Annotated in this window: 20 protein-coding genes and 1 pseudogene; 9 read left to right on the top strand and 12 right to left on the bottom strand. The window is 38.0% G+C overall.

Annotation, left to right across the window (positions count from 1 at the left end; all coding sequences use genetic code 11):
• Positions 1-826 precede the first annotated feature (826 nt).
• Positions 827-3064 carry an RNA polymerase recycling motor HelD gene (gene helD / locus B1B04_RS23365; protein WP_079563742.1) on the bottom strand — a complete coding sequence of 746 codons (2238 nt, stop codon included), beginning with the start codon at positions 3062-3064 and terminating at the stop codon, positions 827-829.
• Between the two features lie 249 nt (positions 3065-3313).
• Here helD and B1B04_RS23360 point away from each other — a divergent pair, with 249 nt between their 5' ends.
• Entirely contained in the window at positions 3314-4033 is a 720-nt protein-coding gene (locus B1B04_RS23360) for a glycerophosphodiester phosphodiesterase (RefSeq protein WP_079563741.1), read from the top strand.
• Between the two features lie 342 nt (positions 4034-4375).
• Here the strand turns inward: B1B04_RS23360 and B1B04_RS23355 are convergent, their stop codons facing one another.
• Complete coding sequence (locus B1B04_RS23355; protein ID WP_079563740.1) at positions 4376-5398, bottom strand: DUF2804 domain-containing protein; 1023 nt, start codon at positions 5396-5398, stop codon at positions 4376-4378.
• 171 nt (positions 5399-5569) lie between these two features.
• Here B1B04_RS23355 and B1B04_RS23350 point away from each other — a divergent pair, with 171 nt between their 5' ends.
• Both B1B04_RS23350 and B1B04_RS23345 read left to right on the top strand, forming a co-directional pair.
• The gene (locus tag B1B04_RS23350) at positions 5570-6064 is read left to right on the top strand and encodes an amidase domain-containing protein (protein WP_079563739.1); all 495 of its coding nucleotides are present in this window, start codon (positions 5570-5572) and stop codon (positions 6062-6064) included.
• A 95-nt stretch (positions 6065-6159) separates the two neighbouring features.
• On the top strand, positions 6160-6732 hold the full coding sequence (locus B1B04_RS23345; RefSeq protein WP_079563738.1) for a nitroreductase family protein: 573 nt from the start codon (positions 6160-6162) through the stop codon (positions 6730-6732).
• Between the two features lie 46 nt (positions 6733-6778).
• On the opposite strand, the gene B1B04_RS23340 is transcribed toward B1B04_RS23345, so the two are convergent.
• Complete coding sequence (locus B1B04_RS23340; RefSeq protein ID WP_079563737.1) at positions 6779-8161, bottom strand: dipeptidase; 1383 nt, start codon at positions 8159-8161, stop codon at positions 6779-6781.
• Between the two features lie 466 nt (positions 8162-8627).
• Between B1B04_RS23340 and B1B04_RS25840 the strand changes: the two genes are divergently transcribed.
• Positions 8628-8771: a hypothetical protein gene (locus B1B04_RS25840; RefSeq protein WP_170939066.1), complete on the top strand. Its 144-nt coding sequence runs from the start codon at positions 8628-8630 to the stop codon at positions 8769-8771.
• 158 nt (positions 8772-8929) lie between these two features.
• A complete protein-coding gene (locus B1B04_RS23335) occupies positions 8930-9166 on the top strand; it encodes a hypothetical protein (RefSeq protein WP_079563757.1) in 237 nt (78 codons plus the stop codon).
• Between the two features lie 111 nt (positions 9167-9277).
• Here the strand turns inward: B1B04_RS23335 and B1B04_RS23330 are convergent, their stop codons facing one another.
• The 6 genes and pseudogenes from B1B04_RS23330 to B1B04_RS23305 form a co-directional block, all read right to left on the bottom strand.
• Positions 9278-9922 carry a methyltransferase family protein gene (locus B1B04_RS23330; protein ID WP_079563736.1) on the bottom strand — a complete coding sequence of 215 codons (645 nt, stop codon included), beginning with the start codon at positions 9920-9922 and terminating at the stop codon, positions 9278-9280.
• A 20-nt stretch (positions 9923-9942) separates the two neighbouring features.
• Positions 9943-10740 (bottom strand): MerR family transcriptional regulator, encoded by a 798-nt coding sequence (locus B1B04_RS23325; RefSeq protein ID WP_079563735.1) that lies wholly within the window; start codon positions 10738-10740, stop codon positions 9943-9945.
• 233 nt (positions 10741-10973) lie between these two features.
• Positions 10974-11843, bottom strand: coding sequence for a DMT family transporter (locus B1B04_RS23320; RefSeq protein WP_079563734.1), 870 nt, complete (start codon positions 11841-11843; stop codon positions 10974-10976).
• Between the two features lie 218 nt (positions 11844-12061).
• Positions 12062-12302, bottom strand: a pseudogene (locus B1B04_RS23315) (SDR family oxidoreductase); the annotation flags it as partial.
• A gap of 69 nt (positions 12303-12371) precedes the next feature.
• The gene (locus tag B1B04_RS23310; RefSeq protein WP_079563733.1) at positions 12372-13076 is read right to left on the bottom strand and encodes a phospholipase A2 family protein; all 705 of its coding nucleotides are present in this window, start codon (positions 13074-13076) and stop codon (positions 12372-12374) included.
• 146 nt (positions 13077-13222) lie between these two features.
• On the bottom strand, positions 13223-13525 hold the full coding sequence (locus tag B1B04_RS23305) for a hypothetical protein (RefSeq protein ID WP_079563732.1): 303 nt from the start codon (positions 13523-13525) through the stop codon (positions 13223-13225).
• Positions 13526-13821: 296 nt separating this feature from the next.
• Between B1B04_RS23305 and B1B04_RS26300 the strand changes: the two genes are divergently transcribed.
• Positions 13822-13992, top strand: coding sequence for a response regulator transcription factor (locus tag B1B04_RS26300; RefSeq protein ID WP_346427009.1), 171 nt, complete (start codon positions 13822-13824; stop codon positions 13990-13992).
• Between the two features lie 395 nt (positions 13993-14387).
• The gene (locus tag B1B04_RS23295; RefSeq protein ID WP_079563731.1) at positions 14388-14936 is read left to right on the top strand and encodes an RNA polymerase sigma factor; all 549 of its coding nucleotides are present in this window, start codon (positions 14388-14390) and stop codon (positions 14934-14936) included.
• A 138-nt stretch (positions 14937-15074) separates the two neighbouring features.
• Here B1B04_RS23295 and B1B04_RS23290 read toward each other — a convergent pair whose 3' ends face one another.
• On the bottom strand, positions 15075-17018 hold the full coding sequence (locus B1B04_RS23290; protein ID WP_079563730.1) for a helix-turn-helix domain-containing protein: 1944 nt from the start codon (positions 17016-17018) through the stop codon (positions 15075-15077).
• 130 nt (positions 17019-17148) lie between these two features.
• Here B1B04_RS23290 and B1B04_RS23285 point away from each other — a divergent pair, with 130 nt between their 5' ends.
• The gene (locus B1B04_RS23285) at positions 17149-18381 is read left to right on the top strand and encodes an MFS transporter (RefSeq protein WP_079563729.1); all 1233 of its coding nucleotides are present in this window, start codon (positions 17149-17151) and stop codon (positions 18379-18381) included.
• Positions 18378-19784, top strand: coding sequence for an amidohydrolase (locus B1B04_RS23280; protein WP_346427008.1), 1407 nt, complete (start codon positions 18378-18380; stop codon positions 19782-19784). Before B1B04_RS23285 ends, B1B04_RS23280 begins: the two co-directional genes overlap by 4 nt.
• A 149-nt stretch (positions 19785-19933) precedes the next feature.
• Here B1B04_RS23280 and B1B04_RS23275 read toward each other — a convergent pair whose 3' ends face one another.
• Positions 19934-20377 (bottom strand): MarR family winged helix-turn-helix transcriptional regulator, encoded by a 444-nt coding sequence (locus B1B04_RS23275; protein WP_079563728.1) that lies wholly within the window; start codon positions 20375-20377, stop codon positions 19934-19936.
• 23 nt (positions 20378-20400) lie between these two features.
• The gene (spx, locus tag B1B04_RS23270) at positions 20401-20805 is read right to left on the bottom strand and encodes a transcriptional regulator Spx (RefSeq protein WP_079563727.1); all 405 of its coding nucleotides are present in this window, start codon (positions 20803-20805) and stop codon (positions 20401-20403) included.
• Positions 20806-20882 lie beyond the last annotated feature (77 nt).

The raw sequence follows: 20882 nt of genomic DNA, 5'->3' as shown, positions 1-20882 counted from the left end.
ATGAGGCGAAGATGCCGTTCCGTCGCACTAGCAGGCCATGACATTGTGCTAGGTGATGGAAATGTTAATTTCAAGAGAGATGTATCGTATGCTTGGTACATCTCTCTTTTAGTGTAAAGAAAATGGCTTGTATGCTATTTATTGGTAAATAATACTAGAAGTCCCAGACTTAATTGTGTAAGCTATTATTAAGAAACCTTTTATCATAAATTTGTAACTATCTTCATATAGTAACAGCAAGCCTATGAAAGGAGTCGTTATGATGCGCATGCCGGCACTACCTAAAAAGAAGTCTCCTCCAAGGGAAGCACCAAGGTCATGGTGGAAAGTTGTAAAAGCGTATTTATCCAGAGGAAGGTTTTACCGCATACCGCCTCGGAAATGATAGATGGGCATTGAATGTTCGATGCAAAAAAAAGTCGCCTTCATAGCGACTTTTTTTATCTTCATTCAGTTAGAAGACTCCCACCTCTGACAGTGTGAGATGAATATAGATGTGTTTCCTTTTAGTGGGTGTCCAAACACCTACTGAATTAGAGGAACCCAGTCTAAGAATGCCACGTCCTGTGGCAACGACTGAGTGACCAACTTCATATTGCTGATGCTACGTTAGCACTGCGCTTTCGCACAGAAAACATTTGTTGGCCTAAGCCTCCGGCGGATGTCACGGATTTTCAAAGGAATGAAAAAAGGATGTTAGCCTAAAACCTTTGCATCCTGCAAAAACGGCTAACTGACCTGCATCGTGCAGGCCTGAGCACAATTCAAAATCCGGACGCATTGTTTATCTGCGCGTCAGCGGCAATTACGCCAAGGCGAAATTGAGTTAGATCTGTTCATTTTCTAATAGAAAAGTATTTTTTGTTGGACCAATTAAATACAGCTCATGCATAGCTCGAGTGAGTGCCACATACAGTAGTTTTCGATCAACCTTCGTATCGTAGAAAGGTGTATCGAAGGCAGCTACGATGACAGCATCAAATTCAAGCCCCTTTGCTAAATGACTCGGAACAACGAGCAATAATTCCTGATTAATGGATTCATTTTCAGTTAAAAGCTGAGAAGCAATTTTCTTGTCTTTTAAGGCTTGCTGCATTGAAATCGCCTCTGCAGTCGTTTTACAAATTAAAGCAATGGAATGATGTCCATTAGCTCGAATGGCATCAAAAATCTCTTTAATTTGCAGGGCATCAAATGATGGAGCCTCTATATAGGTAGGGACATTGCCATGACGAACTACCGGCTCTACTAATGGAAGCTGTTCATCCATTTGCGCTAAAACCTTGTTCGCTACCTCCATAATTTCAATGGTTGTTCGATAGCTTTTTTGAAGTGTTCTAAAGCTTGCTCTAGGAAATAGATCTTGGACAGGTTCCCAGGCAGTAAGGGAACGATAGCTGTGAATCCCTTGCGCTAAATCACCGACCATCGTAAACATATCTGTCTCCAGCCCAGCTTTTAAAGCAGCAAGCTGAAATAAACTATAGTCCTGTACTTCATCTATAAAGACGACTCGCATTTTCCATTCATCAGGAATGCCCTTTAAGCGAGCTTGTAAATAATAAAGGGCAGCTAAATCTTCAAGCGCCCATCGCTCTTTAGCGTGTGCCTGTAAAAATTGCTGTTGCTCAAGATAATGCCATTCCGGTGCAAGCTCTGCTAACAGCTCAGCATTTGTTAGAAGGGAGCGATAGAGAGTCTTGATGTTATATTTAGAAAAGCGTCGCATATAAACAGTTGCTGTTGACTTTGCCTCTTTTTCAATGGCAGGAATGCGCTCATCACGCTCATCAATAAACTTCGTGACAACCCGACGACGTTTTTCATCATCACGGAATCCATCAAGTGCTCTGCCAAGTGCTTCATCATATTTTTTATGGAGCGTAATTAAAATAGCTTGTTTCTTTTGACGCGCATGGCTTGCTAGCACTTTTTTAATATGTGCCAGTCGTTTTTCAATCGGCATATAAGAAAATTCATATAAAAATAGCTTCTTTAAATGGGAGGCGCGCATAATGCAATATTTTTCAATGAACACATCCTCAAATTGATTGGCAATTTCCTGCTCAATCTTTTGAACGTAGCGCTCGATGACATCACGATAATAAAGAGAGCCCTTCATTTCAGATATCCAAGAAGCTACCTGTTGGGGTTCACCTGCAACAAGCGATTCTAACTGCTCGTTAGGGTTTTGGAGTTTCAGTTTTAGCTTAGTCGCAGCTAGAACGTAATCGCTAAAGGTTGTTTGACAAATTTTATCGACACCAAGCTCTGGCAAAACATCTCCAATATAATCGATAAATAACTTATTCGGTGCTAAAATCATGAGCTGCTCAGGGTTAAAATGCTCGCCCATTGTATAGAGGAAGTACGATATTCGGTGTAGAGCGATGGTTGTTTTTCCACTACCAGCAGCACCCTGTACGATAATCGGCTGACGAAGATGTGCTCGTATAATTTCATTTTGTTCTTTTTGAATAGTGGAGACGATTTCTGTCAAACGCACATCGGCTTTTCCAGCTAACGCTTCCTGCAGTAATTCATCGTTTGTTGTTAAATCAATATCCCGAATATCAAGCAATTCACCATCTTGGATTTTATATTGTCGTTTGGCAAATAGGTGTCCCTTATGGATTTCTCCACGAACATCATATTCCATATCCCCGAGGCGACCATCATAATAAACGTTTGCTACCGGTGAACGCCAATCGACGATAATCGGCTCATGCGTTTCTCGATGAAACAAAGACGTTTTTCCGATATAAAGAAACTCTTCAGGATCTCCAGTCTTTTGAAAATGAATTCGGGCAAAGTATGGCTTTTTTTGAATAGCCTCTAAGCCTTCCTTTTGGTTCCGAGCCATTTCAAAAAAACGAGCATTTGCCAAAATATTATTGTAGCCCAAACTTGAATCTAAATAATCAAGATCCGCCATCGACTTACGAATATTCTCCTGAGCAGATTGCAAACCTCTTTGCGATTCATTTAAAATTTGCTGCATGTAATTTTTAGTGTAAGCAAGCCGCTCCACTTCAGCCTGAAAATCTGGATGTTGTGCAGTCATTTTTTAGCACCTCCTAATTACTTACGATGTTTTAATAAAACTTTTTGAAGAGAAAAGTAGACCCTAGCTCAAAGCCGAATCCGGACACAATGACGCCTAGGTATAATTAATGTAGATTCTCATACTACTATATATAATATTTACCAGCAAGTGAAATTGTAATAGGCTTATTTAAGGAAGAACAAGAGAACTTGAATGATAGAAAATCGCTCCATCAACTAAAGGTGAGCGAACTAGGAGGTTATTAGATTGGAAATTTTTGCTCATAGAGGCGTTTCGGCACATTACCCTGAAAATACAATGGCTGCTTTTACAGCCGCATCAAAGCTTCCGATTACAGGCATTGAGCTAGATGTTCATTTAACAGCAGATAGGGAGTTAGTCGTTATTCATGACGAAAAAATCGACCGCACATCAAACGGCTCTGGCTACGTAAAAGACTACACGCTACAAGAGCTGCGTGCATTTGATTTTGGCTCATGGTTTTCAGCTGAATTTGAAGATGAAAGCATTCCAACTCTAGGAGACGTATTAGAACTGTTTGCAGGCACAAATCATCGCATTAACATCGAGCTCAAAACCGATGTATTCCCATATGACGGGATAGAAGCCCTTGTGATTAGAGAGATTGCTGCCTATCAAATGACAGAAAGAGTGATTATATCCTCCTTCAATCATGAATCAATTCAAATCATCTCGCAAAGAGCGCCATATATCGAAAAAGCGGCCCTATTTGCAGAAATCTTAGTAGACTTTACCGGCTATACAGCCCAAATCCCAGCAAACGCTATACACGTCAACCTACCTACAGCGCTTCGAAGATCTGTCCAAGAAGCACTAAATGAAGGAACGAATGTCCGTGTATATACAGTAAATGACGTCGATAACGCAAAACAATTACAGCAGCTCGGCGTACAGGGGATATTTACAGATGACCCGGAGAAGATAGTAGCTGCGTTGATAGGGTAGAATGGCTGGAACGTGGCTGGGGGTGGAGTGGCGGAAAGAAGAGCTAAGGTGAAGGAAAGAATCGGCGAAGTGATGGATAGAGAAGCTAAAGTATTAGAACCGGCAAAGTGATGGATAGAACCGCCCAAAATGTGGATAGACTCGCCGAAGTCGTGGATAGAACCATCAAAGACGTGGAAAGCCCCGCCCGAATCGTGGATAGAACCACAAAATCAACGGATAGCCCCACGAAAATCCACAGAAAGCCGTTATTCATAGACTTTTCGGATTTAACGCGCTGAGGGTGCGCAATTCAGTGCGTTAAATCCCAGTATGAAAAGAGTATAGTAAGCAATTAAGTTATTACCACTTAACGCGATTCTCTTCGATACTGCCTAGCATTTGCTTGATGACAAGTGTTTCGCCGTTGTCTAGTAATACGGTGCCGTCGTAGTAGCCAAACATTTGGTGTACTTCAGATTTTACGAGGCCAGCTTTTGTGACGGCAACACGCTCGTAGAATGGGGAGAATGTTAATGAAACTTGGTTCGTGAATTTAGTTTTAATTTTCCACCGTTGCATTAAATCCTCTTGATTATAATTGAACAGTACATCTTCATGTATTTTTGTCATTTTGCCTTCAACGAAAACAGCATTTTCGGTCATTCCAGTGCCGTCTGTCCATTTACCGCCTAAGTTGAGTCCGATTCGTCTGCCTCGAACTCGCTGTGAGGCCATTCCCCAAGTCCATGTGGACTGACGCGGCCAAACGCCACGACTGTATTCTAGTACAGAGAAGTTTTCCTCAGGAGAAAATGTAAAGCGGCGAGCACCAATTGACACAAAACCAGAAGTAGGAAGTGTGTGATGCTTCCCTGTAAATTGGAATGTTTTACGGTTCCAAGGGATGACTACATTCAATGACTCGTCTGTAGGCGGATGTTGAATGATAAGCTTTGCACATAAAGTATCTCCATCAAAGTCTGGGATCGAAACGGATAGCTGGGTTTCATTTTGTACATATGTCATATCGATCATCATTTCACTATTTTTGAAGGTTACTGAATCTAGCACCTGTGTTGGCATTTTTAATTTTCCGCCCAATGGAACTATAATTGTTTTTTCAAAGTAGCGCTGTGTTTCATATTCGAGGAAATAGACGAAGCAGACCGCTGCGTAGTCTAGATGGCTAATAGTAGCAGAGAAGATAATCTCATCACCGTAGACACACCAATAATTCCATTTCTTTTTGCGCATGATATGGCCACTTAAATTGCTGTTTATAAGAGGTTTGCGTGCAAATCCGATGGCAGCTGGATTTAAATTGCCTTTTTTATCGCATAAAAGAGTAGGTTGTATAATTTCTTTCTCAGCATGCTGCTTCACATTCAACATCCCTTCTGATCATAAAATAAATATCTATAATTCCTTACCCTTATTGTAGCAAAAACTAGCAAAGATAGTGCCAAATAAGACCACTTTCGACATTTTTATGAATAAGGACCTAGCTAATAGAAAGATCCCTTTATACATATGTTGAACATAAGGAGGGTGAGTGTGGCAAAAATGTATAACAGACAGGCCGCTGTGCAGTATGCGAACTTGTGGTGGAACAGGCGTAATCCAGCGTTTCCGAATTTTACTGTTGATTGTACGAACTATATATCTCAATGTTTACTTGCGGGGGGAGCGCCTATGCGGGGGGCTCCAAACAGAGGGAAAGGTTGGTGGCTTCAGCATGGGAATTGGAGCTTTAGCTGGTCGGTGGCACATTCCCTTAGATGGTATTTGGAAGGCTCAATGACTGGGTTAAAGGGAAGGCGGGTTCAGTCTGCCGAAGAATTAGAGCTTGGAGATATTATTTTTTATGATTTTCAAGGGGATGGGAGAGTTGACCATTCTGTCATTGTGACTAGTATTCAAAATGGTATTCCTTATGTTAATGCACACACTTCAGATAGTATTAATCGATCTTATTTTTATGAAGATTCCACAGCCTATACGCCAAGCATGACTTATTATTATATTCATATTGATGATAGTTTTGCTTAAAGTGATAGTAGTTTTAAAGCCCATCATTTTATGATAATGTGAAGGAGGATATATAAATTTAATACTAGCAGTGTTATAGAAGGAGATATGAGTATATGAGTGAACAAGTTTTATCTGTAAGGGATGCGATTATTGAGCGTCGTTCTATTAAAAAATTTAATGGCCAGCCAGTAGAGCGTGAAGATTTAATGGCTATTATTGACGATGCGGTATGGGCACCGAATCACGGTAATCGTGAGCCTTGGCGTTTAGTCGTTGCTTGTGGTGAGGAGTTATCGGCTCTTCATAATTTATTGCGCGATATAGCGATACCAAAATGGCAGGAACTTTCAAGTGAAGATTTAGCGAAGCAAATGACGAAATTCACATTACCAGGCGGTTATGCATTTGTAATCGTTCCAGAGGATGCACGACAAAAAGAGCGATTAGAAGATTACGGAGCGGCAAGTATTTTTATTCAAAATATTCAATTGCTAGCTTGGGATAAAGGAATCGGCTCATGCTGGAAAACTCCTGGTTTCCTTGATAATCCGAAATTCCGTGAAGCCCTAAAGGTTCAGCAGGGTGAGCGCGTGATTGCGATGCTACAAGTTGGTTATTTTGATGAAGCACCAAAAGGGAAAGAACGTAAAAAATCAGCAGATATCGTTACGATTTTTGGAGAATAACATAGCAAAATCCCCCCGTTAAAATAGACGAGGGGATTTCTTTATTTTATTTTTGTAATTCAGCAACCTCAAATAAATAATCACTTAAAACACGTAAGCCTTTATCGAAGTTTTCTAAATGGAAGTGCTCATTTGGTGCATGGAAGTTTTCACTTGATAAGCCGAAGCCCATTAGCACTACTGGTAATTCTAAAATTTCATCAAAGGCAGCGACGATAGGGATGGATCCTCCGCCACGTGTGTAAGCAGTTGGTACATTATATACTTTTTCGTATGAGTGACCGGCAGCTTGGATAAATGGATGATCAAATGGTGTTAAGAATGGACGTCCTTTATCAAATTCAGAAATCGTCACTTCAACGCCAGTTGGTTTATGTTTTTCAATATGCGCTTTTAAAAGTGCTACAATTTCATCTGGCTCTTGATTTGGCACAAGACGGCATGTGATTTTTGCGCTAGCTTCAGCAGGAAGCACTGTTTTAATGCCTTCGCCAGAAAAGCCTCCAAACACACCATTGACCTCTAATGTTGGGCGCGCCCAAGTACGTTCTAAATAGGAATAACCAGCTTCACCGAATAATTCCTTCACGCCAACTTCTTCCTTCACGGATTCTTCATCAAAACCAAGTGCACTGTAAGCTTCGCGTTCTTCTTCCGTTAATGGTAAAACGTTGTCGTAGAAACCCTCTACTTGAATTGTTCCATGCTCATCACGGAAAGAGGCTAAAATGTCAGCTAATGCATGAATAGCGTTTTGTACACCGCCACCGTAAAGACCAGAGTGAAGGTCACCTTTAGCACCACGAACATCAATTTGAACCCCTGTTAAGCCACGTAAACCATAGCATACAGCAGGCTTACCAGGACCATATAAACCTGTATCAGAGATCAAAATTAAGTCTGCGGCTAGTTTCTCTTTATGTTCTTCAACATAGGCAGGAAGGTTAGGGCTACCAATCTCTTCTTCACCTTCATAGATGAACTTCACGTTCACTGGTAAAGTGCCAGTTGTCGCAAATAATGCTTCAATCATTTTCAGGTGCATAAACACTTGTCCTTTATCGTCACTAGCACCGCGAGCAAACAATTTGTTGTCACGAATCGTAGGGTTGAATGGCTCTGTTTCCCATAAATTTAATGGGTCAACAGGTTGTACATCGTAATGACCATAAAATAGAATAGTTGGTTTACCCTCGGCGTGTAACCAATCAGCATAAACAACAGGGTGACCTGCAGTTTGCGTAATAGAGATATTCTCAAGATTTAGCTTTTTAAAAGCGTTCGCTAGCCACTCTGCGGCATTTTGTATATCGCCCTTATGCTCAGATAAAGAACTAATACTTGGAATACGTAAAAATTCATTTAATTCATTTAAGTGTGCCTCGCGATGTTCTGTGAAATACGCATCTAACTGCTGTACATTTATCATTTAGCATCCCTCTTTTCAAATATTTCGATAATAGAAATAGTATAGCATAATGTGGTTGGGGAATCTTGCTATAGCAATGGTTTCTAACGTTTTTGATGATTAGCCCCACTAGCCTGTAAAGTTTGGTTGAATACCGAAACAGATTTTTCCTCTAACTCTTTTAAAACATGATCATGAATTTAGTAAATCATCCGCACATATCATTTTAGTAAACTTGAAAGATGAGGTGGATTATTGGAGGTTAAATTTTATGAATCAGATGATCTCTTGGGATTAGAAAAGAAAGTGAATGATGCCATTAAAAATGCAAAAAGTCACGAAGTTAACAATATAGTATTCAGTTATCATCAACCTACAGAAACAGCAAATGAATTATATATTGTGATGATAGTATTCGAGTGCTGAATTGGTAATGACAATACATTCCAGTTGCACTATTATATATATAGGTATTTTGGAGGTGTTAATGATTTTTGAGATGAATGATGTAGAAGTGGAAATTTTGGAAGAAGTTAAAAATGGAAGAAAAGAAATTCTTTTTCCTAAGAAAACTAAAGATATATCGAAAGAAGAAATACATGGGACATTTATGTTGAAAAGCTTCGGGTAGATACATGGGGAAGACTATTCAGATGAAGATAAACTTGGGTATGTGAATGTAACGTTAACAGATAAAGGTAAGTATTATTTTATGTCTGAGGAAGAAATTGGAAATTGTGTTTCAGCAAAGTTGAAGAATACATAAAACATAAGAAGGAAGGATTTATTATGGAAGAAACCCCACATAAAAAACGTCCAGTTCATGATAATAACGTGATTAAAAAAGGAATAGTTATTGCTAGCATTATATTATGTTACTGTGTAATTGCTGTTATCTATTCGCTTTTCTTATATGGAAAAATCGAGTGGTCTCTATTATTTTTAGCATTATGTATGATTTATTTAATAGAAGTTGCTAACACCAATAAAAAATTAATTAAAAAGAACTTCAATAAACAAATATGAAGGCATATATGCCTTACTCCTAGCAGGGGAAGGCTTTTTCTTTTATCGATAAGAAAACGTGTTGAAAGAAGTTAAAAAAGACCACCTATAAATAGACGGTCTTGTTACTACTTACCAAATGAAAGGGATTAGTTTTTTAGTTGTCTGTTTATATAATGTAAATGGTTCTCCGTACTTGTTTTGTAGGTAATCATCAGATTTTGGGATATAGCCAAAAATAAATACTAAGAATAAACCTAGAGGAATTAGCAAACTGTACATATTGTTAGAGATTAGCGCTAAGCCTAGTACCCAAAGGCAATCTCCGAGATAATTAATATGAATCGCATATTTAAATAAACCGCCTGTATATAGTTTACCTTTGTTTTTAGGATTGTCTTTAAACGGTTTTCTAAGTAACTCTGAAACTGTGTTTAACATACTGCCCCCTAAAAATAATATCCAGCCTACAATAAGTACTGTTAAGTTTGGATCCTGATTACTAGTAATCATTAAAATGGGGAAACCTAAATTATAAATCCCAAATGCTAGACTATTCATGATGGCTTCTTGCCATGCAATACCCCTAGGCAACCATAAAAACATCATAGCTGTTAATCGTAAAGCTGTAATAATTAAAGCAATAAAAAGCCCTAGTGAAATGCCTGATTTGTCATATGTAATGAAAAGTAAATAATAGGCAATGATTAAATAGATAATCTCAGCAACTAAAATTAAAATCTTTTCTTTTATCGTTGACTTGCTAATACCATACATGTAAGATCCTCCTTCATTTTTTATTTGATGGGGAAATATACTTCTGTAATATGATTCTCCTCTGGTGTGCTATAGGGGTTCGTTTTGTAAATTTCAAACGGAGCACCGTTCAGTTTATAGTTATTTTCATCAATCCAAACATGCAGCTTTGTATGAATAGAAGGTAATTCATCGTAAGAGCCAATAAGCGTAGCCATTGCGCAAAGACCAGGATTAAACACTTTTGTAATATTGGTGGCTATTGCAAGGGGAATCGCAATTTCTACATCATAATTTTCAGGTTCATATTCTGAACTATGGAAAATAGCAAGTGGCTTGGCAATAGGTGATAGATTTTCAAACAAAATTTTACTAAACAACTCATTAAAGTGTTTTAGAAAATCAGCGGTATTTATTTGTTTTCGTTGAGAAAAGATAGGATAGGTTAAGTGATCAACAAGTTTAATCTCAATCTGATCTAAATAACCCATAATATTTTTCTCTTCCTCTAATAGTTGAATATCATGTTTTAACTTTTTGGACAACGAAGAATAAAATGTAATCTGTTGTGTCAGACTTTCTTGTTTGGCTTTCATTTTAGAGTTAAGAAGTTCGGCATCCTCCAAATTAGCAAAAATAACCTTAATTTCTTCCAATGAAAATAAATAGCCTTTTAAGCGTGCAATCAATAAAGCTGTTTCCAATTGAGAAATATTATAATAGCGATAGTTGTTTTTGGCGTCTATGAAAGCAGGTTTTAAAAGTCCGATTTCATCATAGTAGCGAAGAGTCTTCAATTTGAGATGGGATATTTTCGAAAACTCACCAATTGTAAGCATAATAATCACCTCCTGTTTTAACTATAATGCTTCCTGTAAGGGGAGGGTCAATCAATGTAGCTAAATTTTTTTATAGGGGGGCTTGGGGCAATAGATGTTTTATGTTCGAAAACGAAGCGAGCCAAAGTGTGTTGGTCACGACGGAGTCGCCCAATCGTTTGAACTGAACCTCATTAAGTAAATAAATTCTAATAAAAAGCTGAATGATAGAAATCATTCAGCTTTCCGTATGCTTATTCGCGAATAACCAATAGTACGCCACTAAAGATTAATACAGTGCCAACCCAAAAGGATACGCCGATTTGTTCGCCTAGTAATAGCCATCCTAGGAAGGTGCCGACGATTGGTTGAAAGAAGAAAAATAGACCGCCACTTGCGGCATTGAGCATCTGTAATCCACGGTTCCACAGTAAGAAGCCGCACGCTGTAGAGATGACGCCTAAGTAGAGTAGGCCACCCCAGATGGATGGTTCTACCATAGCATGGAAGTCTAACTTTAGTAGTCGTGGTATGGCTAAAGGTGTTAAAACAATGATAGCGACAAGTGTTCCGTAGCTTGTGACAACGATTTGTGAATAATGCTCCGGTATACGTTTAATAAGAACGGACATTAATGACCAGGTGAGGGCAGCGATTAGCAGAGCAACACCCCCTAATTGATAGGAGGAATCGATATGTGCTCGACCTACGATCATGTAGACTCCGAATGTCGCTAGAATAATAGAAACAGCTTTTTTTAACGTAATTTTTTCTTTTAAAATGAATCTCGCAAATACAACCATAAATGCTGGTGTCGTTGCTGTAATGATGGCGCCCATTTGAGCAGTAGATAGCATAGTACCTATTTCTTGGGCGACGATAGAAATTGTATTTCCGATGAGCCCAATCATAAAGATTAACAGCCAGTCCCGTTTTTCGATTCGCCAAGATTGTTTTGTCATAGTGCCGATGATGAACAACGCGATGATGGCAATCATATAGCGTAGCCATACTAATTCTAAAGGTGGTATAGTATCGACAACTACTTTAACGACTACATACATGCCGCCCCAAATACTAGCAGCAAGTGATAAATATAAGGAACCTACTAAGGTTTTTTTCATGTTTTCCCCTCCGTTATCTCTAGACAATTTTTGTCCTTAACGGAGATATGAAGATTCTCCGTTAAGGGAGAATCACTTCAGGTACATCATGTTCAAATAATGGTGAGAAGATCATCATTAGCCAACTCCTTCTATTATATTTCATTTATCATATAACATTTTTTTGAATTTGAGAGAAAAAATGATCTAAATTCAGACCATATTTAAATGCTACAACACTATTGAGCTGTATACCTACCATCAACAAGTGGGGTAGTGCCGTTGACAAAGCTTGCATCATCGCTTGCTAAAACTAGCACAGCTTTTGCTAGTTTACCAAGTCGGCCTTGTGGATGAAGGGCAGCTAAATATTCTTTTTTTTTGAGCATCTACTTCAGAGAGTAGGGGTGTGTCGATGGATCTCGGGCATACTGTATTTACACGAATGTCTTCTTTGGTATAAGCAGTACATAAGTTTTGATAATAAAACATAACAAATAAATAGTGAAAATTCCCTGACTGAAATCCAGGGAATTCTCACTATTTAATTTAGCAACCGTACCAAGCCATTTTCGCAATAAATGCAGAAATCAGAACACCTGCACCATCTACATTTGTCTGATCAGCACAAGCATTAAGAACTTTGTCACATCCACAACGACCAGGGTAGCTTGTATTAGTTACATAACAATTATCGTGCCATTTGCAGCAAGTATCCAAGTCATTTATTGGAGTACCTGACCCACAACCAGCTCCACACCAGTTATATTTCTTACCAGCTAATGTACAACAAGAACTACCCCATACACAATCAAGATAAGCAATATATGGTTCAATCTCTGCCTCTTTATCTTCTGGGATTTTGAATTGACTTTCGTCATACGAATGATCTACTTCATAAATAATTTGGCCGTTTTCAAAAGCTGTTACGAAAACGCGAGGAACACCGTCTTTTTCACCTAAGCGAATAGCAGATACATTAAGTGATTCTTTTTCATTTGTTTTTGTAGCAATAATACGAAGTTGAGCTTCGTCACTTAGTTGTACATAAGTTTGCGTTTGTTCAACTAAAATTTCCTCTGATTCCTTTTCGTCTTCAAAATATTCTACATTGAAAACAGTTTGAACAAAATCATCATTTACACGAGATTTGTGTTCCTTTAAATGTTTAATTGCTTGCTCTACTAAAGGATTTTCCGTAATCCCTAAAGTTTGAGTTGAAAGCTCTTTCTCTACTACCCGACCTCTTACCATAGTCAAATCGCTCCTTTTTCAAGAATTCGTAAACCCTCTATTGGTTTACATCTTAAAAAAGTGAGTGAAAGAGTCGTATTTTAAACCAATCTTCAAAAAAATATTTGAGATATATTTCTAAATAACCGAGATATTCGGCTTTTTAATTATGCTTCAGAAAATCCTATCCCAAAGCCAACTAGTAATAAAAATATAGTCAAAAGTACAAAACATAGACCATTGACAATGACACTTAAAATAATAATATTTGTTTTTTTTGTTCTAATCCCCATCACTATTGAAACAATAAATCCAATATCTATTAATGCAAAGAGCCCTAAAAAAATAGTTAGGTATGGTTCATTCACGAAACGACTAATAAAGAAAACTGCAAAAGTAGCTATGACTAATATAAGCGTAAAGATTATTGGCCTCGATTCTTTGCGAATAACTTGAAGATCACCTTCCATCAGAATCACCTCTCTGTATCTTTCATAACTGATTAACTTATATTTTTTTGCTATACAAATTTATTCAAACCTAAGAAATTGAGCAGATAACTGTTTTATCGATTGATCCTGTCTAAATATACTATACTATTCTAAGTATTATGAAAACAACTTGTAACTTCTTTTCAGAGCTTTCAAAAGTTCAGAGCATGAAGGGGCTGCTCACTGAACAAGATGGGGGAACGCTTAGGTTTATTTTTATCAAGAAAAGGGGAAAGAGTGGAGAACGCCTCTGAACTCCACTTAACGTAAAGGGAATCTATGATTTTGGATTAGCAGAAGGGTATGACAATAAAAAAATAGGTAGCCTACTGTTTTTAAGTGAACATACAGTAAGGGGTTATGCCAGTAATTTAATGACTGAGCTAAGAGCAAAAAATCGTACACAGGTTGTCGCTTCTGTCCTTCGATTAGGTTTGTTGAGTTAACTCTGAATTATTTAAGGCTCATCACCAAAAGTTATGAATGACTTTTGTTAAAATGTCTACTTTGTAAATACGTTGATCTTCGTTCCTGCTGAGCGACTCCTTGGGGATCAATCATCCACACGTTTTGGCGATGATCTTAAATAAGGAGTACTGTGCTTTAGGAAATATAAGAGAATGCTATTGGGAGTACAATAAAAACGAAGTAGAAGGGACGTGTTATGAAGCTTTCCTCCGCAAAGGAAGTATTGTAATAAAACATTATTTACGAATATTACAAGTGAAAGGATCTTAGCTTACACGATTGTAATGTAATTGAAAGCCAATACGATAGAGTGTAATACATTATTTTGCGAGAATGTATATAGAAGCAAGAACAAGAAGCGGAGGAATACAAAATGAATGAAAAATTAGAAGGCGTATATGAGGAATTTAATCGTTACATATACCACTTATGTTTAAAACTTACTCGCAATACTGTAGAAGCTGAAGATTTAATGCAAGAAGTATGGGTAAAGGTTGTACGTTATGAGAATAGCGTTGCCGAAGTGGAGCATATTAAAGCTTGGCTTACAACAATTACAATGAATACATTTAGAGATCGCTATCGTAAAACAACACGACGTAGTAAATACATGATGAACCAACCTGAAACATTAGACGTACCGATATTAGATTTGGTTCCCAATAATGACATTTCAACTGAAGAAAAAATTGAAAAAGATATTGTTACTCAATTAGTACAGGATAAAATGGGCCAACTAGATGGAATCTATCGTAAAACTTTATGGTATTTCTACATAGACCAATATTCACTTGCAGAAATCTCTACAATTATGAAAGTTTCAATTGGTACTGTGAAATCTCGTTTATTCCGTGCGAAAGCTCGTTTGAAAGAAATGCTAATGGCCGATGTAGCCATCGTAGAGTCAGTGCTACCAGCATGATGAAATGCATTGGTCGCACTAGCAGTATTACTTAGACGGAAGTATTCGTTCGGCCAATCCCAAAAAAGATGCATTGCAAAATTACTTTGCGATGCATCTTTTTTTGATGGGGATTTTGATCGCTGGAAGAAGTTAAAGTCACTCACTTAAATGCAAGGCTACATGAATTTCTAAATAATGCGCTGGATTGTGTAAATCTCGATTTAACAATTGTTCGATTTTTTCGAGTCGGTGGTATAGCGTGTTTTGGTGAATGTGTAAGGTGGAAGCCGTTTTCGAAATGGAACGATTTTGATGAGTGTAACAACGAAGTGTTGCCAGTAAAGTTTCATCCTTTAGCTTGTATAACGGAGCGAGTATATCATGGACAAATTGTCCAATCTCTTCTTCGCTTTGCTTGCTGAACAGTCGATTAATACCTAGATCTTCATAACCAAAAATGGTTACTGCCTCTTCTTTTTGTGTGTGGCGCAGAGCTTGTCGGAGTGCTTGTTTACTTTCTTCTGCACTTTGAGCGACCTTTAGTAAATGATCATGTACATCGCCAATGCCTATTGCCACCTGTTGATGATAAAACTGGACCCAACTAATGATGGCCTGTGTTAATTGTTGTTTTATTTTTTTGCGAAAAGCTGTATCTCCTTGTAGTATCCAAACGACCGTTTCACGTTTTGTAAATATAAAATGTTGATCTTTGAAATACTGCTGCACATGTTGAATAAATTGCATACTATTTTTATGGGAAAATTGTTTTAGCTTAAATTTTACGACGAATGTTGGTTTCTTAATATCAAGTCCTAATTCATCAAAACGAGAATCAACGAGTGGGGCGCGTTCAGAGATAAGTTGTTGGAAAAGCTCAAAACGTTCTTTAAAAATCGTTTGTCCAGCTGCCTGTATTTGTAACGATTTTAACGTTAAGCTCATCGCCGCATTTTCTATAATCATACGTTGCTGACTCGTTAATTCCTCCAATTGCTGAATAATTAAATACCCGAATGTTTCTGTTTCATTTCCAATAGGGAAGACATAGCCGATATCAATTAACTGGTCCTTTTTAATGGCAGAGAGCTTGTCCATTTCTGCTAGATGTAAAAATGTTTTACGATCTGCTAAATTTATATATTGAACATCTAATTGTAATAATTCCTTCGTCGTTTGGATGATTTTCATTTCTTGCACATTTTGCAAGGAAAGTTTAAGAAAGATTTGATGAATGTCATGTTGCTTTATAAAGTAAGCATTTAACCGTTCTATTTCTTCATAAGCTTCCGCATTTCTTATAGCAACGGCAGCCTGTGATGCGAAGCTTTCTAGGAGTCTTAAATCACTTTGTTGAAAAGCACGTTTATTCGTATATTGATGGACAATCATAATACCTAATTTTCTTTCATGAAAGGTTATCGGAACAGCCATCGATGTATTATTCTCGATTCTTCCTAAATGTGCTGCTTCCGTTAATGCGTCTAGATTCAGCTTTGTGACATTGCCCATAATCTCTAATGTTTCTTGGTAGTTGTAAATGCCCGATACACCTGTTTGAAATGTATAGCCTGCCATTCCCTCGCCCAATTGAGGTGCATAATCAAAAATACGCGCTGTTACACCCGCACTAGCTACTGTATATAAACACTTCATTTCAGGATTGAATAACATTAAAAATCCTCGGTCAATGACTGGAATAGCTAAAATGGCAAAATCTATGATCGTTTGTAACAGCGTCTTTATTTTCAACGTTGAGTTCATAGCGCCCATGAGCTGTAAAATGGCTAATTTTTGCTCATGTTGCCGTATAAGGGTTTTCTGATAAAAGGTCTTTTCTAGCTGCCAAACTAAAAATTTCTCATCATAATCTGTAAAGTCTCCAAAGATGATACCTTGGACAATACACTCATTTGGCTCCGGTATGTATAACCTTGCACTGAAGCGTTGCTGTTTTTTATCCCAATATACTCCTTTTAAATCAGGTTGTATTTCACAAGGTCGCCCATAAAATAAAGACCATTCCTTTGTTGCACCATAAATGTAAAAGCTACAATTGTCGTCGCTCAATATAAGTTCTGTATGCTCCTCTAGAAACATTGTTATTTCGACTCCTTTCCTATAATTTCGGAATTTATTCTAATGGAACTTTATAAACATTGTAAGATATTCTAATGATTTCGTCCTTTATTTTTCTTAATATTTAGATAATTATTAGGGAGGTGGAGGTATGAATGTCGAACTAAAAAACCGCAGTCATTTAATTTTAGGCGTTTTATTCTTTGGATGGATGGTTTCATACATTGACAGAACTGCTATTAGCCTAGCTTTAATCAATATTGGAAATGACCTATCTTTAACAGCTACGGAACTAGGATTTGTTTTAAGTGCCTTCTTCTTTGGCTATGCTGCTATGCAAATTCCTGGTGGGTGGTTAACGGATAAATACGGAACGATTAAATTATTAATTGGCGCTGTTATTTTTTGGTCCGTTTTTACTGCATTTACGGGATTAGCTTGGTCACTCACTTCACTACTCTTCATTCGATTTTTATTTGGTATTGGGGAAGGCGGATATCCTGCAGCAAGTACAAAAGCAATTTCTATTTATTTTCATAAAGAACAACGTACAAATGCTCAAACGACGATGATGTCATCCAATATGATCGGTGGTGCTGTCGCTCCTATTATTTGTGCGCCTCTATTATTAGTAATGGATTGGCGCAATGTATTTTTCTTAATTTCTGGTCTAGGACTTATTTTTGTGATCGCTCTTTTATGGAGTACTAAAAATGCACAAACTTTTACGGCAGAGGAGAAAGTGGAAAAAGAAGAGAAGGGCTCTTTTGGCAAAGTATTAAGAAATACTTATTTAATGCGTGTACTTCTTATTTTCTTCTTTATTAATATTGCAAACTGGGGCTTAAATACTTGGATGCCAACCTATTTAATGAAAGTGCATGGTCTTGATTTAAAAAATGTCGGCTTCATCGCGGCCATACCAGCGATTTTTGGAATGGTTGGTATGATTGTAAGTGGGCGTATCATCTCAAAGCTAGGAGGGCGTTCGAAATATGGCGTGATTTTCGGAGCAGCCGTGCTGGCTGTTTGTTTATATCTCATGGCTACAGCCGGCTCTGCAGCAATAGCTATTACGTATCAGTCAATCGCCTTTATATTTGTAGCTTTTATGGCCTCTTTCATATTTACAACGCCACATCGTGTTGTCAATCAGCAAAATGTTGGGACAGCTTTTGGCATCGTCAATTTTGGTGGACAAGCAGCAGGTATTATTTCGCCAACAATTATGGGGTATTTAATTAATGCATCGGGTGGTTCCTTTAAAACATCGTTTATATTTTTAGCCATCATGTGTGTCATTGCGGCTATAATCGCTATTACTTTACCAGTTAACCATCAGCAACAAACAACTATAAAATCTGTGGAGGGATACGAACTGTGAAACAACAACTATTTGAGTGGATGCAAGAAAATGAAGAAACGTTTAGTCATATGGCAAAGCAAATTTGGGAAAATCCTCAGTTAGGCTATGAAGAGACATTTGCGTCTTCACTGCAACAAGATGTTCTAAAAAAAGAAGGGTTTGAAATTGTTACGCCGATTGGCGATGTACAAACTGCCTTTTATGCACAGTGGGGTTCAGGGAGTCCAATCATCGGATTTTTAGGAGAGTTTGATGCACTTCCAGGGTTATCGCAGCAAGTCAGTTCGGTATATTCTCCAGTGGAGGAGGGGGCACCTGGGCATGGCTGCGGTCACAATTTATTAGGAACGGCTGGGGTAGAAGCTGTAGTTGCCTTAAAAGAAGTGATGACGCTTCACAATATACAAGGAACGATCCGCTATTATGGTTGTCCGGCAGAGGAATTGTTATCTGGAAAATCGTATATGGCACGTGCTGGTGTTTTTGATGATTTAGATGTTGTTTATACGTGGCATCCATGGACGTTTAACGTGACAGCGAACTTCTCTATGCAAGCACTCACTGCTATTGAATTTTATTTTTCAGGTCGAACAGCACATGCTGCTGGTGCGCCACATTTAGGGAGAAGTGCGCTTGATGCTGTTGAAATCACGAATGTCGGAGCCAATTATTTACGCGAACATGTGCCAGACGGATCTCGGATTCATTATCAAATTACAAATGGTGGCTTAGCACCGAATATTGTTCCAGATAAAGCGAGTGTCTATTATTACCTACGCGGAGCAAATCGTGATGCTGTCAAAGATTTAGAACGCAGACTCATTAAGGTGGCAAAAGGGGCAGCGATGATGACAGAAACAGAAGTGCATTGGGAGCTGAAGGCAGGGTGTTACGATACATTACCGAATCTCACATTAAATGAGCAAATGTTGGCGCAGTGGAACGAGCTACCGCCATTATCCTTTACAGAGGCCGAGCTTATTTTTGCAAAGGCGCTACAGGCTTCATTAGATCCTTCTGTTCTTGCAGGTACCGCCCAGCAATCATTTGTACCAAATGAAATAAGTAAGGAGGTATTGGTGGAGCAAGTATTTCATTTGCCACAAACTTTTCGCCAATCCATGCAAGGTTCTAGCGATTTAGGGGATGTTTCGTGGATAGCGCCCCTTGGTCAGGTATTTACAACTTGTGCTCCGTATGGGATCCAAGTGCATACTTGGCAAGCAACCGCTGCTTTTGGATCTTCACTCGGCATGAAAGGAATGCATTATGCGGCAAAAGCAATGGCAGGAGCTGCACTTGATTCCTTACTAAATCCTGATGTACTTAAAAAGGCGAAGGAGGAATTTGAAAATTTAAAAGCTGGGAAACAGTATGAATGTGGTATTCCAGAAGAAGTAAAAGCGCCAAATCCAGTTTAGTGAGATGAATGCGGATTTTGGACGCAATTATGCCGAGGTATAAATGAATATAAACTTTAGGGTGAGGTTACCAAAAAATTGAGCTAACAGAAAAACACCGTAAAAAGTTAGATGCTTGTCTAACTTTTTACGGTGTGAAAATGAAGTGTTTACTCATATCGATTAGGTTCAGCGTTGAGTAATTTCGAAAAAATATTACGTAATGTTTGGACTTCCTCAGCTGACAGCATACCAAACATATTGTGTATAAGTTCGTTAACTTGCTGACGGGATTCTTCTAAAATATCTTCGCCATCAGCTGTAATTTTCAATTGAGAAGCTCGTCGATCTGTTGCATGCTGTGTTTTTTCAATAAATCCAGCATTAATAAGCTTAGTTGTTAAAACAGTGACACCACCTGTTGTCACTTTTAACCGATCAGCAATGGCAGAAGGGCGCTTTGGTCCCTCCTGCGATAAGTAGTCTAAAATTAAAATATGGGATTTTGAAAAGCCGAGTACATTATGATTATTCCACTCGTTTGCCCACTTACGCTCAATGGAAGATACTACTTCAAACAACGAGGTAATGGCTATTTGTTTTTCTTGATCCATATAAGGTCAACTCCAAAACTGTTTTAACTTTCTTGTGCTAATCTTGTCATCGCGTTTAACTCATAGGCACGTACTTTGCGTGGAATAAAACGGCGAATGTCCATCTCATTGTACCCAACTTGAATACGTTTTTCATCAATTAAGATAGGGCTTCGTAACATTCTTGGATGAGCTTGGATGATGGCAAACAACTCTTGGATAGAGAGCTGATCAATATCAATATTTAAATTTTTAAAATCATTTGAGTTAGTTGCAATAATTTCATCTGTTCCATCTTCTGTCATGCTTAAAATCTCTTTAAATTCAGCAAGTGTTAGTGGATGTGATGTAATACGTTTTTCTTTATATTCGATGTTGTGATCTTTTAACCATTTTAATGCTTTTCTGGATGAAGAACAGCTCGCTTGTGTATAAATTGTAACTGTCATTCTTCATTCCCCGCTTTCTTTTTTAGGATTATATTTAATATATATCTTATTAGTAAGTTAAATAGGTTATACATATA

Source organism: Lysinibacillus sp. KCTC 33748 (assembly GCF_002237755.1).
Lineage (GTDB): Bacteria > Bacillota > Bacilli > Bacillales_A > Planococcaceae > Lysinibacillus.
The sequence above is the reverse complement of the archived record's forward strand: the minus strand, read 5'-3'. Positions and strand labels throughout refer to the sequence as shown.

What these genes read in the sequence shown, in the direction of transcription:
- helD (WP_079563742.1), bottom strand. Translation starts at nt 3,064, where the DNA reads ATGACTGCACAACATCCAGATTTTCAGGCTGAAGTGGAGCGGCTTGCT.
- B1B04_RS23345 (WP_079563738.1), top strand. Translation starts at nt 6,160, where the DNA reads ATGAGTGAACAAGTTTTATCTGTAAGGGATGCGATTATTGAGCGTCGT.
- B1B04_RS23340 (WP_079563737.1), bottom strand. Translation starts at nt 8,161, where the DNA reads ATGATAAATGTACAGCAGTTAGATGCGTATTTCACAGAACATCGCGAG.
- B1B04_RS25840 (WP_170939066.1), top strand. Translation starts at nt 8,628, where the DNA reads ATGATTTTTGAGATGAATGATGTAGAAGTGGAAATTTTGGAAGAAGTT.
- B1B04_RS23335 (WP_079563757.1), top strand. Translation starts at nt 8,930, where the DNA reads ATGGAAGAAACCCCACATAAAAAACGTCCAGTTCATGATAATAACGTG.
- B1B04_RS23330 (WP_079563736.1), bottom strand. Translation starts at nt 9,922, where the DNA reads ATGTATGGTATTAGCAAGTCAACGATAAAAGAAAAGATTTTAATTTTA.
- B1B04_RS23325 (WP_079563735.1), bottom strand. Translation starts at nt 10,740, where the DNA reads ATGCTTACAATTGGTGAGTTTTCGAAAATATCCCATCTCAAATTGAAG.
- B1B04_RS23320 (WP_079563734.1), bottom strand. Translation starts at nt 11,843, where the DNA reads ATGAAAAAAACCTTAGTAGGTTCCTTATATTTATCACTTGCTGCTAGT.
- B1B04_RS23310 (WP_079563733.1), bottom strand. Translation starts at nt 13,076, where the DNA reads ATGGTAAGAGGTCGGGTAGTAGAGAAAGAGCTTTCAACTCAAACTTTA.
- B1B04_RS23305 (WP_079563732.1), bottom strand. Translation starts at nt 13,525, where the DNA reads ATGGAAGGTGATCTTCAAGTTATTCGCAAAGAATCGAGGCCAATAATC.
- B1B04_RS23295 (WP_079563731.1), top strand. Translation starts at nt 14,388, where the DNA reads ATGAATGAAAAATTAGAAGGCGTATATGAGGAATTTAATCGTTACATA.
- B1B04_RS23290 (WP_079563730.1), bottom strand. Translation starts at nt 17,018, where the DNA reads ATGTTTCTAGAGGAGCATACAGAACTTATATTGAGCGACGACAATTGT.
- B1B04_RS23285 (WP_079563729.1), top strand. Translation starts at nt 17,149, where the DNA reads ATGAATGTCGAACTAAAAAACCGCAGTCATTTAATTTTAGGCGTTTTA.
- B1B04_RS23275 (WP_079563728.1), bottom strand. Translation starts at nt 20,377, where the DNA reads ATGGATCAAGAAAAACAAATAGCCATTACCTCGTTGTTTGAAGTAGTA.
- spx (WP_079563727.1), bottom strand. Translation starts at nt 20,805, where the DNA reads ATGACAGTTACAATTTATACACAAGCGAGCTGTTCTTCATCCAGAAAA.